The 12680-nt window shown below is 70.4% G+C and carries 15 protein-coding genes; 7 read left to right on the top strand and 8 right to left on the bottom strand.

Annotated features, from left to right (window positions below; all coding sequences use genetic code 11):
- Positions 1-15 precede the first annotated feature (15 nt).
- Positions 16-348 carry a CU044_2847 family protein gene (locus ACZ5XS_RS26425; protein WP_468655303.1) on the top strand — a complete coding sequence of 111 codons (333 nt, stop codon included), beginning with the start codon at positions 16-18 and terminating at the stop codon, positions 346-348.
- Positions 349-380: 32 nt separating this feature from the next.
- Here the strand turns inward: ACZ5XS_RS26425 and ACZ5XS_RS26430 are convergent, their stop codons facing one another.
- The gene (locus ACZ5XS_RS26430; protein WP_468655388.1) at positions 381-1601 is read right to left on the bottom strand and encodes a streptophobe family protein; all 1221 of its coding nucleotides are present in this window, start codon (positions 1599-1601) and stop codon (positions 381-383) included.
- A gap of 231 nt (positions 1602-1832) precedes the next feature.
- Here ACZ5XS_RS26430 and ACZ5XS_RS26435 point away from each other — a divergent pair, with 231 nt between their 5' ends.
- On the top strand, positions 1833-3002 hold the full coding sequence (locus tag ACZ5XS_RS26435) for a DUF6777 domain-containing protein (protein WP_468655305.1): 1170 nt from the start codon (positions 1833-1835) through the stop codon (positions 3000-3002).
- A gap of 132 nt (positions 3003-3134) precedes the next feature.
- On the top strand, positions 3135-3590 hold the full coding sequence (locus ACZ5XS_RS26440) for an ATP-binding protein (RefSeq protein WP_468655307.1): 456 nt from the start codon (positions 3135-3137) through the stop codon (positions 3588-3590).
- Positions 3591-3711: 121 nt separating this feature from the next.
- Here ACZ5XS_RS26440 and ACZ5XS_RS26445 read toward each other — a convergent pair whose 3' ends face one another.
- Both ACZ5XS_RS26445 and ACZ5XS_RS26450 read right to left on the bottom strand, forming a co-directional pair.
- The gene (locus ACZ5XS_RS26445; RefSeq protein ID WP_468655309.1) at positions 3712-4602 is read right to left on the bottom strand and encodes an RNA polymerase sigma factor SigF; all 891 of its coding nucleotides are present in this window, start codon (positions 4600-4602) and stop codon (positions 3712-3714) included.
- Positions 4603-4880: 278 nt separating this feature from the next.
- A complete protein-coding gene (locus ACZ5XS_RS26450) occupies positions 4881-5654 on the bottom strand; it encodes a class I SAM-dependent methyltransferase (RefSeq protein WP_468655311.1) in 774 nt (257 codons plus the stop codon).
- A gap of 87 nt (positions 5655-5741) precedes the next feature.
- Here ACZ5XS_RS26450 and ACZ5XS_RS26455 point away from each other — a divergent pair, with 87 nt between their 5' ends.
- Positions 5742-6161, top strand: a complete 420-nt coding sequence (locus ACZ5XS_RS26455; protein WP_468655313.1) for a helix-turn-helix domain-containing protein — start codon at positions 5742-5744, stop codon at positions 6159-6161.
- Between the two features lie 20 nt (positions 6162-6181).
- Here the strand turns inward: ACZ5XS_RS26455 and ACZ5XS_RS26460 are convergent, their stop codons facing one another.
- From ACZ5XS_RS26460 to ACZ5XS_RS26470, 3 genes are all read right to left on the bottom strand, one after another.
- Positions 6182-6784 (bottom strand): ClpP family protease, encoded by a 603-nt coding sequence (locus ACZ5XS_RS26460; protein WP_468655315.1) that lies wholly within the window; start codon positions 6782-6784, stop codon positions 6182-6184.
- Between the two features lie 2 nt (positions 6785-6786).
- Positions 6787-7425, bottom strand: a complete 639-nt coding sequence (locus tag ACZ5XS_RS26465; RefSeq protein ID WP_468655317.1) for an ATP-dependent Clp protease proteolytic subunit — start codon at positions 7423-7425, stop codon at positions 6787-6789.
- Between the two features lie 132 nt (positions 7426-7557).
- Positions 7558-8769, bottom strand: coding sequence for an epoxide hydrolase family protein (locus tag ACZ5XS_RS26470; protein ID WP_468655319.1), 1212 nt, complete (start codon positions 8767-8769; stop codon positions 7558-7560).
- A gap of 124 nt (positions 8770-8893) precedes the next feature.
- Here ACZ5XS_RS26470 and ACZ5XS_RS26475 point away from each other — a divergent pair, with 124 nt between their 5' ends.
- A complete protein-coding gene (locus ACZ5XS_RS26475; protein WP_468655321.1) occupies positions 8894-9376 on the top strand; it encodes a VOC family protein in 483 nt (160 codons plus the stop codon).
- 3 nt (positions 9377-9379) lie between these two features.
- On the opposite strand, the gene ACZ5XS_RS26480 is transcribed toward ACZ5XS_RS26475, so the two are convergent.
- Positions 9380-10288 carry an SGNH/GDSL hydrolase family protein gene (locus ACZ5XS_RS26480; RefSeq protein ID WP_468655323.1) on the bottom strand — a complete coding sequence of 303 codons (909 nt, stop codon included), beginning with the start codon at positions 10286-10288 and terminating at the stop codon, positions 9380-9382.
- Between the two features lie 255 nt (positions 10289-10543).
- Between ACZ5XS_RS26480 and ACZ5XS_RS26485 the strand changes: the two genes are divergently transcribed.
- Positions 10544-11344, top strand: a complete 801-nt coding sequence (locus ACZ5XS_RS26485) for a VOC family protein (protein WP_468655325.1) — start codon at positions 10544-10546, stop codon at positions 11342-11344.
- Positions 11345-11375: 31 nt separating this feature from the next.
- On the top strand, positions 11376-12080 hold the full coding sequence (locus tag ACZ5XS_RS26490) for a ribonuclease H family protein (RefSeq protein WP_468655327.1): 705 nt from the start codon (positions 11376-11378) through the stop codon (positions 12078-12080).
- 13 nt (positions 12081-12093) lie between these two features.
- Here ACZ5XS_RS26490 and ACZ5XS_RS26495 read toward each other — a convergent pair whose 3' ends face one another.
- Positions 12094-12546, bottom strand: coding sequence for an SRPBCC family protein (locus ACZ5XS_RS26495; RefSeq protein WP_468655329.1), 453 nt, complete (start codon positions 12544-12546; stop codon positions 12094-12096).
- Positions 12547-12680: the final 134 nt, after the last annotated feature.

Raw genomic sequence — 12680 nt, forward strand, 5'->3', positions numbered from 1 at the left:
AAAGGAGAAGCATTCATGGGACGACTTGTCGAATTCCCTGCGGAGGATGGCGGTACCGTACTGGTCGAGGTGAGCGGCCAGCCAGTGGGGACAGTGACACGGGGAATTTACGGCCCTTCGATCTCCGAGCGGGCGCAGCAGACCTTCGAGGACGCAGTCCACCACGTGCAGCCCGCCATGCGGGCGATCGTTTCCCATATCCAGTCCGCAGCGCAGTCTCCCGACGAGATCCAAGTCGAGTTCGGCCTCAACATGCACGCCCAGGCAGGCGCCTTCATCGCCGCCGCCGGCGCCACCGCCAATTTCACCGTCACCCTCACCTGGCGCCGGAACGGATCGCCATCCTGAGTTCGATCTTCAGGACGCCATCTCATGTGGCGTCAGGGCTTCCTGGCGTTCACCGCCGCACCCCGCCGCCGCACCGGTCCGGCCAGCAGGCCGCCGAGAAACCCGGTGACCAGCCCCCACAGCAGGGCCAGGCCGATCGCCGACCACAGCTCGGGCTTCAGGAACAGGTCTCCGCCCAGATCCCCGCCCAGGTCCCCGATGCCGAGCACCGACAGGCCGTAGTTCGCGGAAATCCGGCCGACCAGGCAGATCATCAGCACGGTCAGGGCTAGGGCGACCGCCATGTGCACGGCGTGCTGCCAGGGACGCATCCGGGCCGGGGAGCGGGCCGCCATGACGAAGGCGGCGGCCGACAGCAGCACCGCGTTCACGGCCACGAGCCACCACACCCTGCCGTCGTGCTCGGCGAGCGCGCCCAGGTTCAGCGTGGCGGTGTCGGAGGAGCGCAGCACCTCGTCGAGGACCTGCGGCATCGGCAGCCCGAAGGGTCCTTCCACCCGGCCGTTCCAGGTGGCGCCGAGGCCGATGGTGAGGGTGAGCCAGACCAGGTTCGGCATGCCGAGCAGGATCACCGCGAAGGTCTCGGCCGCGTGGCCCCGGGTCACCGCGACGACCAGGGCGATGACGATGCCCAGGGCGACGTACGCGAGCAGCAGCACGACCATGGCGTACGCGGCCGGCCGCACCGATGCCTGGAACCGCAGCAGCCGGGGCGGCAGCGGTGCCCCGCGTGAGACGAGAACGGCCAGCACCAGGACCCCGACCAGCCACAGCAGGCCGAAGAACAGGGTCGGCGGCACGTCCGTGGTGAAGCCGACCTTCGGCGACACGCCGAACAGGTCCCCGAGATCGCCCAGCGTTTCGTCGCCGAGGGAGAGCTGGAAGGTCTGGCGGGCCGCCAGGGCGAGGCCGATCAGCGCGAGCAGCCACAGTACGGCGATCCGTGCCGCCCACCCGGCCAGTTCCCCCGCCCCCGCGACCGCCCGGTGCCGCAGCGGCCGAAGGAAGCCCGCACCGAGGACCAGTGCCCCGACGAGCGTGACGGAGAGCGGGATCACGGTGAGCCCCGCCTTCGTGTCGGCGAGCGGACCGGCGTTCCCCGACAGCTCGATGGTGCCGCCGACGGCCGTCACCACGGTCGCCGCCACCACCCGGGGGAACGCGTTTTCCGGAAGGTCCGCCGCACCGGCCGCCCACAGGCCCAGCCCGGCGACCACCACCATGGCGATCAGCGCGGCCAGGACCGTAACCATCGCCTGCACCCAGCCGTGGCGGGCGACGACAGCCTCGTCGGAGCGGGTTCGGACACTCACGCTGCCACGCTAAACAGCACCCGGGCGGCGCGCCCGCCGGGAGGGCCGTCCGCGTCGGCTTGCGGGCAGCACGGGAGCGGAGCACACAATGGGTATGTTCCGCAAAACAAGCGGCAAAGCATTCAAAGTGCAGACAAAGACGCTGGAATCCCTCGTCGGGAAGAAGAGCTCGTGAGCGTCGAACCGCCGTCCTCCGGCCGCCCCACAGGACCCCCCTCCGGCCCGCTGTCCGGCCCCTCCCAGCCGCCCTCGGGGCCGCCCTCGCAGCCCCCCGGCAGCGGCGGGGCGCACGCGCCGGAACCGGGCCGCCCCTGGTGGCGGTCGGTCCCACGTGTCGCGGTCCTGGCCACCCTGGTGGTGGCCGCCGTGCTCCTCGCCGTCGTCTTCACCCGGCCCGACGGCGGTGGCGGTGGCGGCGGCTCCGCCAAGGGCGGCGAGGTCTTCCTCCAGGCCGCGGGCAAGACCGGCCCCGACCCCTTCACCGAATCCACGGCGACCGACAGCTCCGCCCCGCCGCTCTCGGTCTCCCCGACCACCGGGTCCGCCCCTGCCAACGCGGTACGGGGCGTCGACGGCGGGGCCCCCGGCCTCTACGGCGGCACCCGCAACGTCTCCAGCTGCGATGTGGAGAAGCAGATCACCGCCCTCCAGGCGGCCCCGCCGAAGAACAGTGCGTTCGCCGCCGTCGCCGGCGTGGCCCCCTCCGAGGTCCCCGCCTACCTGCGCTCCCTCACGCCTCTGCAACTGCGCATGGACACCCGCGTCACCAACCACGGCTACCGCGACGGATCCGCCACCGGCTACCAGGCCGTACTGCAGTCCGGCACCGCCGTCCTCGTCGACAACCGCGGAGTGCCCCGGGTCCGCTGCGCCTGCGGCAACCCGCTCACCCCGCCCGTCGCCCAGCAGACCACGCCCCGGTACACCGGCGACTCCTGGCCGTCGTACAACCCGTCGAACGTGGTCGTGGTCGCGCCCGCCGCGCAGGTCGTCAACGTCTTCGTGATCTACGACCCCGACCGCGGCGACTGGTTCGCCCGGCACCGCGGCGACACCGGCGGCAAGGACAAGAAGACCGACCCGCCCACCCACCGTCCGACCCCCTCGGTGAGCCTGTCCACGCCGACGTCACCCGGCTCCTCGTCGCCGCACACCTCCACCGCCCCGTCCTCGCCGAGCTCGGAGTCGTCGTCCTCCGCGCCCTCCTCCCCGGCCACCCTCGACCCGGATCCGAGCAAGCCGGAGTCATCCGTTTCCTCGCCGCCACAGCCCCCGCTGGCGCCCGACACGACGCCACAGTCCGCGTCCGTCGAGTTGCCGCCGGCGTCCCCCGAGTCGTAAGGCCGTAAGACCCCCGCTGTTCGGTCAGGGCGTAAGCGCCGTCACGGCGAATCGGGGACTGGGGTGCGCGGCTCGGGGTACGAGGACTGGTGCAGCAGCGTCCGGCCAGTCCGGCTTCCGAGAGAGAAACGCATGATCGAGCATCTGGACGGGGCAGTGATACCGACTGGTTTCGACGTGCCCGTGGAACCGCTACGGCGGGCGGCGCACTACACGGGCGAACCGGGATGCATAGCGCAGGCGAGGTCCTTCGCCGCGGCGTTCCTCGAGCAGCTCAGGACCGAATGGTGCGCCGACGTGGCGAACCGGGCCGAGGACGCGGTGCTCCTGGTGGTGAGCGAACTGGTCACCAACGCCGACCGGCACAGCAACGGGCCGTACATCCTGGAGCTGGAGGGCACGGACGCCGAGGTGGCGGTGATCGTCTACGACAGCAGCGCCGCCCTGCCCCGGCGTTTCCCCAAGGATCCCGAGCGCATCGGCTGCCACGGCCTGGAGATCGTCCACGTGCTGGCGGCCGACCTCGACGTCGAACGGGTTCCGGTCGGCAAGCGCGTACGCGCCGTGGTGGGCATCGGCGGAGAGTGAATCCTCGATCCGCGATCAGCCCGGTCGATCGATGTTCCTGTGATCGATGTTCCTGTGCCCGGTCGCGGGTGCCGCCCCCGTACCTGCATCCGGGGCGGCACCCGCTCTCGGTCTGTCCGGATCAGGCGCAGCCCAGCTCGCCCAGCATGCCCTCGCGCAGGCGCAGGATGATCCGCTTGATCAGCCGCGACACGTGCATCTGGGAGCAGCCGAGGCGTTCGCCGATCTCCGCCTGCGTGGCCTCCTCCACGAACCGCATATGGATGATCTGACGGTCGCGCTCGCTCAGTTCGGCCATGAGCGGGATCAGCGACTGGAAGTCCTCCACCAGCCGCAGGCCGTTTTCCTCCACGCCGATGAAGTCGGCGAGAACGGCCTCGCCGCCCTCGGGACCGTCGCCCGTGAGCGCGGCGTCCAGAGAAGAGGAGTTGTAGCCGTTGGAGGCGATCTGCGCCTCGACGACCTCGTTCTCGGGGATGTTCATCAGCGTGGCGAGCTCGGCCACGGTCGGCTCGCGGTCGAGACGGCTGGCGAGCTCCTCACGGGCCTTGGCCAGCTCCACACGAAGCTCCTGGAGCCTGCGCGGCACATGGACCGCCCAGGTGGTGTCACGGAAGAACCGCTTGATCTCACCCACGATGTAGGGGAGGGCGAACGACGTGAACTCGACCTCGCGCGTGAGGTCGAAACGGTCGATGGCCTTGATCAGGCCGATCATGCCGGTCTGGACGATGTCCTCCATGTCGTCGCCGCGACCGCGGAACCGGCCGGCCGCGAAACGCACCAGGGACATGTTCATCTCGATGAGCGTGTTGCGCGCGTACTGGTACTCGTGGGTGCCTTCCTCGAGTTCCGTCAGGCGCTGGAAGAACTGACGGGACAGCTCTCGCGCATCACGCGGAGCCACGGTCCGCGGATTCTCGACTCCCGGCAGCGGTCCGTCACCCGTCGTCCGGGTCCTGGCGGTCTCTTCGACGACCTGTGCCTCCGACCGGATCACGGCGGTGTCCATTACCTCTCCCACGAAAGTCACGGCTCGACGTCTGCCTCTTCGGCCTCGGTTGCCATTGGGTCTGGATACGAGTATCGGGCTGCGAGTACCCACACAGCGGCGACGTATGCACGCCGGCCGCCGAGCGGTTCCTCTTCGTAGCGCGTACCCGGGCTGTGACGACACATGCTTCTTCTGTGGCGCCGCGGCGGAAATTCGGTGGCGAGGCGCATCGCGGGCGCCGATACGGGCCGGTATGGGCTAATTGGCGGCACCGGGACCGAGGAGTGTGGCGCCGCTCAGGTGCGGGTGGCGACGATCAGCTCGTGCAGGTAGCGCTTGGTGACGCTGCCGCCGTGCCGGCTCTCGATCAGTTCCCGGATGCAGGCGAGCAGCCCTTCCCGGGACGCCTCGTCGAGCGCGCGGTGGCCCGAATACGTGAGCAGTACGTCGATGTACTGGTCGGCGCTGTACGTGATGTCCTGGAGGTACCGGGTCGCCACGACGTTCTCGAAGCGCCCGCCCCGCTCCAGCTCGCCGGTGTCGCCGGCGATGTCCGACTGGTCCTGCAGACGCAGCCCGGGCGGTGTGGCCGGATCCCAGCGTTCGTAGCAGCGCTGGGCCCGTGCGAAGAAGTCCGTGCTGCCGCCCGCCACATGTTCGGTGGTGACGACCGCGAGCCGGCCTCCGGGGCGCAGCGCGTCCGCCGGCTTCCGTACGCGCAGGGCCGGGTCGAGCCAGTGGAACGCGGTGGCGCAGACCACCAGGTCGTACGGCTCACGCGGCAGCCGCCACTGGTCGAAGTCCGCCACCTCCACGTCCACCAGGGGAAACCCCTGGAGCCGCCGTCGGGCCACGGCCGCCATGGCGGGCCCCAGCTCCACGGCCGTGATCCGGCAGCCGAACGCGGCGAGCGGAACAGTGAGTTGGCCGGTCCCCGGCGCCACCTCCAGGACCCGGCTGCCCGGTCCGAGGCCCGCGACCCGCGCCAACTCGTCCACCAGGGCTCGGGGATAGCGGGGACGCGCCCGGTCGTACAACTCCGCGACCTCGTTGAACGTGTCCCGCAGCACCCACCCACGCCCTTTCGCCGTCGCGATTCCACCCAGGGCGGAATGCCGATGTCTTCCCCTGAGGCGCGGGAAACCTAACCTGAGAAGGTGAGCAGCCAAGCGCCGAACCAAGCCCGCGTGATCCCCCTGCGCCCGCCCTCCGCGCGCCCCGGGACCGCCCGCCCCGTGTCCGAACGTCCCGCCGCCGCCCCGCCGGAGCCCGCAGCCAGGGAACCCCTCTGGCGTGACCTGGTCGGCGATGTCCTGCGTCGCGAGCGCCTGGCGCAGGAGCGCACGCTCAAGGATGTCGCCGACGCGGCCCGGATCTCCATGCCGTACCTCTCGGAGGTGGAGCGCGGCCGCAAGGAGGCCTCCTCGGAGGTCCTCGCGGCCGCCGCCCACGCCCTCGGCTTCGGCCTCGGCGACCTGCTGTCGCTGGCGCAGGGCGAGCTCACCCGGCGGGCCCGGCCCGCCAGGAGCCACGGCCGCTCGACCGCGCCGTACAACGGGCTCTGCCTGGCCGCCTGACGGCCCCGCCGGCCGGCGCCTCAGACCGCCACGAGGCGCCGGCTCACCACTTCGTCGGCCAGCCCGTACGCCACAGCCTCCTCGGCGGTGAACACCTTGTCGCGGTCCATGTCCGCGCGCAGCGTCGCGACGTCGTGGTGTGTGTGGCGGGCCAGGACCTCCTCCACCTGGGAGCGGATCCGCACCATCTCCTTGGCCTGGAGGGCGAGATCGGTCACGGTGCCCTGCCGTCCCCCGCTGGCCGGCTGCCCGAGCAGCACCCGCGCGTGCTCGAGGACGAACCGCCGCCCGGGGTCCCCTCCGGCCAGCAGGACGGCCGCCGTGGAGGCCGCCTGTCCGACACAGAACGTCGAGATCGGCGCCTGTACGTACGTCATGGTGTCGTAGATCGCCATCAGTGAAGTGAACGATCCGCCGGGGGAGTTGATGTAGATCGCGATCTCGTTGTCGGGGGCCGCCGACTCCAGGTGGAGGAGTTGGGCGATGACGACGTTGGCGACGCCGTCGTCGATCTCGGTGCCGAGGAAGATGATCCGCTCCGACAGCAGCCGGCTGAACACGTCGTACGACCGCTCGCCCTGCGGGGTCCGCTCGACGACGTTCGGAATCGTGTAGCTCCCCATGGTCACAGCCCCATCCGTCGCTTCGAGGCCGCCGGGCGGACGTCCGCGAGGGACTCCACGACCCGGTCGACCATGCCGTACTCCCTGGCCTGTTCGGCCGTGAACCAGCGGTCGCGGTCACCGTCCCGCGAGATCGTCTCCGGGCTCTGTCCGGTGTGCTCGGCGGTGATCTGCTCGATGGTCCGCTTGGTGTGCTCCAGGTTCTCCGCCTGGATCTCGATGTCCGCGGTGGTGCCGCCGATGCCGGCCGACGGCTGGTGCATCATGATCCGCGCGTTGGGGAGCGCGTAGCGCTTGCCGGGCGCGCCCACACTGAGCAGGAACTGGCCCATGCTCGCGGCGAAGCCCATCGCGAGCGTGGAGACGTCGTTCGGGATGAGCCGCATGGTGTCGTAGATGGCGAGGCCCGCGTGCACGGACCCGCCCGGGCTGTTGACGTACAGGCTGATGTCGGTGCGCGGGTCCTCCGCGGACAGGATCAGCAGCTGGGCGCAGATCCGGTTCGCGGAGACCTCGTCGACCTGGGTGCCCAGCAGGACGATGCGCTGTCCGAGCAGTTGGGCGGCGAGGTGGTCGTCGAAGCGGGAGGGAGGGGTGTCGCCCTCCCCGGCCCGGGGCGCGAGCGCGGTGAGTGGAGTCATCGGTTCTCCTCGTGGTGGCGGGGATGCCGGCGACTCCACTCTTGACCGCGGACGGTGCCGGGACGCTGATTCTCTGCCCGTGGCAGATTCGCTGCGAGCAGAGGGCCGGAGCGGGCGGTCAGCCCTCCCGCGTCAGCCCACACCCTTCTCGCGCATTTGCCGGAAGAAGCCGCGCACATCGTCCACCAGCAAGTCGGGCTCCTCCATGGCCGCGAAGTGTCCGCCCCGGTCGAGCTCCGTCCATCGCACGATGTTCTCCGTCAGCTCCGCCTTGTGGCGCAGCGGGATCTGCGGGTCGCCAGGGAAGGACGCCACCGCGGTCGGAGCGGTCGAGGGTTCGCCCGGAGCGGCGATCCGCTCCCCTCGGGCGTGCGCCCGCTCGTAGTAGACCCGGGCGGACGAACCCGCCGTCCCCGTCAGCCAGTACAGCATCACGTTCGTCAGCATCAGGTCCCGGTCGACGGCCTCCTCGGGAAGCTCCTCGGAGTCCGTCCACTCCCGGAACTTCTCGACGATCCAGGCGAGTTGGCCGACCGGCGAGTCCGCCAGCGCGTACGAGAGGGTCTGTGGCCGGGTGGACTGCACGTGGAAGTAGCCCGTCCCGTCCCGGAACCACTCGGCCCACCGGCGCCACGAGGTGAGCGTGCGCTCCCGTTCCCCGGGGCTCAGCGCCGCCAGCTCCTCGGAGGTCGGCTCGGTGGCCGCCTGTGCGCCGGGCAGCAGGTTGAGGTGGATGCCGATGACGCGGTCCGGGTGCGCGCGGCCCAGCTCGCGGGAGACGGCGGCCCCCCAGTCGCCGCCCTGCGCCCCGAAGCGTTCGTAGCCGAGGCGGGTCATCAGCTCGACCCAGGCGTCGGCGATCCGACGCGCCTCCCAGCCGGTCTCCCGGGTGGGCCCGGAGAACCCGAAGCCGGGAATGCTCGGGAGCACGAGGTGGAAGGCGTCGGCGGGGTCACCGCCGTGTGCGGCCGGGTCCGTCAGCGGCCCGGCGATGTCGAGGAATTCGACGATCGAACCCGGCCAGCCGTGCGTGATGACGAGCGGGGTGGCGTCGGGCTCGGGGGAGCGGATGTGCGCGAAGTGGACGTGCGCGCCGTCGATCTCGGTGGTGAACTGCGGCCACGCGTTCAGCCGCGCCTCGGCCGCCCGCCAGTCGTACTCGTGCCGCCAGTGGCGCACCAGCTCACGCAGGTAGTCCGACGGGACGCCGTACGCCCAGCCCACCCCCGGCAGCTCGTCCGGCCAGCGGGTGCGGTCGAGACGGTCGTGCAGATCGTCGAGATCGCTCTGCGGGATGTCGATGCGGAAGGGCTGGATGCCTCTGGGGTCGGGCGATGACGTCATGGCCGCGATGCTAGTTCCGAACGGTGTAGAGGCCACCTGGATTAGTGGGGCCTGCGACCGATGAGTTCCGGGGCGAGGGTCGGTCGATACAGGTGACCGTGTTCCACGCGCCCAGGAGGTACGCATGACCACCGACGGACTCACCACGTGTCTCTGGTTCGACGGCCAGGCCGAAGAGGCCGCCCACTACTACGTCTCGGTCTTCAAGAACTCCAGCGTCGGCAAGATCGCGCGCTACCCCGAGGGCGCGCCCCAGCCTGCCGGCAGCGTCCTGACCGTCGAGTTCACGGCCAACGGCCACAAGTTCCTCGCGCTCAACGGCGGCCCCCAGTTCACGTTCACCGAGGCGATCTCCTTCGTGATCTTCTGCCAGACCCAGGAGGAGGTCGACCACTACTGGACCAAACTCACCGAGGGCGGCGGCGAGCCCGGCCCCTGCGGCTGGCTGAAAGACAGGTACGGCCTGTCCTGGCAGGTCGTCCCCGACCGCCTCATCGAGCTGACCACCGACCCGGACCGGGAGAAGGCGGCCCGCGCCACCCAGGCCATGATGGAGATGGGCAAGATCGACATCGCGGCCCTGGAGAAGGCGGCCGCGGGCGGGTGACCCCTATTCGCGGAGGCTCTCGCCGACCACCCGCGTGATCTCCCGGGCGATGCGCAGGATGCCGGGGGAGCGGACCGGGCAGGGCTTCGGCGTGGCCGTCGTGGGGGCCAGGCAGAAGTGCAGGGGGTCCTTGTCGAGGTGGAGGGCGGTGCGGTCCCGGCCGGGCTGGGTGCAGTAGTCCGGGTGGTCGTGCTCGTAGGCGGTGCACGGCAGGTACTGGACCCAGGTCTGGCGGGCACCGGCGGGGCTGACCGTCCTGCCGGCGTCGGCGACGAGGTCGCCCGAGGCGGCGGCCCGCTCCTGGTAGATGCCGTTCACGCGCCGGACCCGGTCGGGGGTCATCGGGTCCGGGCCCTGCAGCACCCACACGATCCTCGGCCGCTTCGGTCCGCCGGCCGCCGCGATCTGCTCGGTGAGCCGCTTCACGTCGGCCGTGTACCGCTCGAAGTACTCGGTGGGTGAGGCGTTGTGCGTGATGCCGTCCATGCACCAGGTGTAGCCCCAGGCGTTGCCCCAGAACTGCAGGACCACGATGTCCGGGCGCAGCGACCGCACCAGGACGGCCGCCTTGTCCCGGTCCGGTACGAGCGACCGCGCCTTCGTGCCCTCCAGGTAGTCGCACACCGTGGTTCCCGAATAGGGGGCACTCGTGTACTTCGCGTCCAGGTCACGTTCCAGTTCCTGCCCGAGCACCCGCTGGTTCTCCATCGCGAGGGAGTCGCCGAGGTACAGCACGGTGGGCGCCTTGGCCGGGGCACGCGGCGAGGCGGCCGGCCGCCGGTACTCGGTGGACGGGGACGAGGCCGGTACGTCGGGGGAGGGCAAAGCGTCCTCCGGACCGGACGACGGATCCGTGCACGCACCGAGCAGCAGCCCGACGAGCAGTACCCCCACGACCCACACCCTGCGCATGCGACAACTCCCGCCCCGGCCGGCGAAACGGCTCCCCAGGCAAGCACAGCCGGGCTCGGGGCGGAAGACCTGGGACCGGCCAAGACCACGACCGTGGACGACGCCGCCGTGCACGCGGCCTGACCGAAGCCGGTCCTCCTTGACGCTGCGAAGGGGACCGGACCGTTCGACGCGCGGCCGGGCGGACAGATGGCTAGCGTGAGGAAGCGGACCACCGGAAACGGACCACCCACCGAGTCGGAGAGGGCCGCGGACATGGCCGTACAACCTGAGGGAACACCCTGTTGGGCCGATGCGATGTTCAGCGACGTCGAGGGAGCCAAGAGCTTCTACGGCGACGTCCTGGGCTGGACCTTCGGCGAGACGTCGTCGGAGTACGGCAACTACACCCAGGCCTATGTGGACGGCAAGGCCGTCGCCGCCGTCGTACCGCCGATGCCCGGCCAGGAGGGGCAGTCGCAGTGGTGCCTGTACTTCGCGTCGCCGGACGCCGCGGCCACCGCCGGCAAGATCCGTGAGAACGGCGGCGAGGTGGTGATGGAGCCGATGCAGGTCGGTGACTTCGGCACCATGTGCCTGGGCCGCGACCCGAGCGGAGTCGTCTTCGGCGTGTGGCAGGCCGGCGTCCACGAGGGGTTCGAGGCGCCGCCCGAGCAGGCCGGCGCGTTCTGCTGGGCCGAGATCTTCACACGTGAGTCCGAGAAGTCGGACGTGTTCTTCCCGGCCGTCTTCCCGTACACCGCGAAGCAGATGCAGGACGACGGGGTCGACTTCCGCCTGTTCGAGGTCGACGGCAACACCGTCCTCGGCCGCATGAAGATGACGGACGAGTTCCCGCCCGAGGTGCCGCCGTACATCAACGTCTACTTCTCCGTCGAGGACTGTGACGACGCCGTCGCCAAAGCCACCAAGCTCGGCGGCGTTCTCCGGTTCGGCCCGATGGACAGCCCGTTCGGGCGTTTCGCCGCCCTCAGCGACCCGCAGGGCGCGAACTTCTCGGTGATCGACGTCACGACCACTTCGGGAGAGATGCCCCAGGTCTCGGACGTGTCCTGAACGGCGTCCGGACGCCCCGCGCGGCCATGGCATGATCGAGCGCATGCGTGAACGTGTGGTGGCCGCGTGCGACGGGGCTTCGAAGGGAAATCCGGGACCGGCGGCCTGGGCGTGGGTGGTCGCGGACGATGCGGAGTCCCCGGCCCGCTGGGAGGCGGGGCCGCTCGGCAAGGCCACCAACAACGTCGCCGAACTGACCGCCCTGGAACGCCTGTTGGCCTCGACGGACCCGAACGTACCGATCGAGATCCGGATGGACTCGCAGTACGCGATGAAAGCCGTCACCACCTGGCTGCCCGGCTGGAAGCGCAACGGCTGGAAGACCTCCGCCGGCAAACCGGTCGCCAACCAGGACCTCGTCGTTCGTATCGACGAACTGCTGGAGGGCCGCTCGGTCGAGTTCCGCTATGTGCCGGCTCACCAGGTCGACGGCGACCCGCTCAACGACTTCGCCGACCGCGCCGCGAGCCAGGTGGCGATCGTGCAGGAGCCCGCGGGCAGTGGTCTCGGTTCGCCGGAGCCGCCGCCCGCGCCGGACGCGCCTGCGGCCCGCACTCCGCGCAAGCGGTCAGGCGGTACCAAGGCGTCCGGCGGGAGCGGCGGCTCGGCACGGACCATCAAGGCGAAGTTCCCCGGCCGCTGCGTCTGCGGACGCTCGTACGCGGCCGGGGAACCCATCGCCAAGAACGATCAGGGCTGGGGCCATCCGGAGTGCCGCACGGCGGCAGCCGGATAGCGCCCGGCGGCGGTCACAGCACCGCGCCGCGCCATTCCCCGGTCTCCTGTCCGCGCTCCTCGATGAACTTCTTGAAGCGCTCCAGGTCACCCTTGGTCTGCCGCTTCACGAACCCGAGCTTGTCGCCGACCTTCTCGGTGAGGCTGTCCGGATGGAAGTCCATCTGGAGCATCACCCTGGTGTGCTGGTCGTCGAGCCGGTGGAACGTCACCGCACCGGCCTGCTTGGCCTCGCCGCCGATCGTGGTCCAGGCGACCCGCTCGTCCGGGATCTGCTCGGTGATCTCCGCGTCGAACTCCCGGTTCACGCCGTTCACGCTGGTCACCCAGTGCGTGAGCGTGTCCGTGCGCTGCTCGATGCGCTCCACACCGTTCATGAACTCGGGGAACGTCTCGAACTGGGTCCACTGGTTGTAGGCCGTGTGCACGGGGACACCGACCTCGATGGATTCCTCGACCTGCGACACAGGTCATCGCCTCCTTCGTCTCGTCGGGTTGAAGGGCGCGAGTACCCGTGACCTGCGGAGCAAACCCCGCACGTCGGCGTCAGCCGGTGCCGGACCCGTGACCTGCTACTCTGCGTTGCCCATTGACAACTTTG

Source organism: Streptomyces sp. NPDC033131, assembly GCF_055578365.1.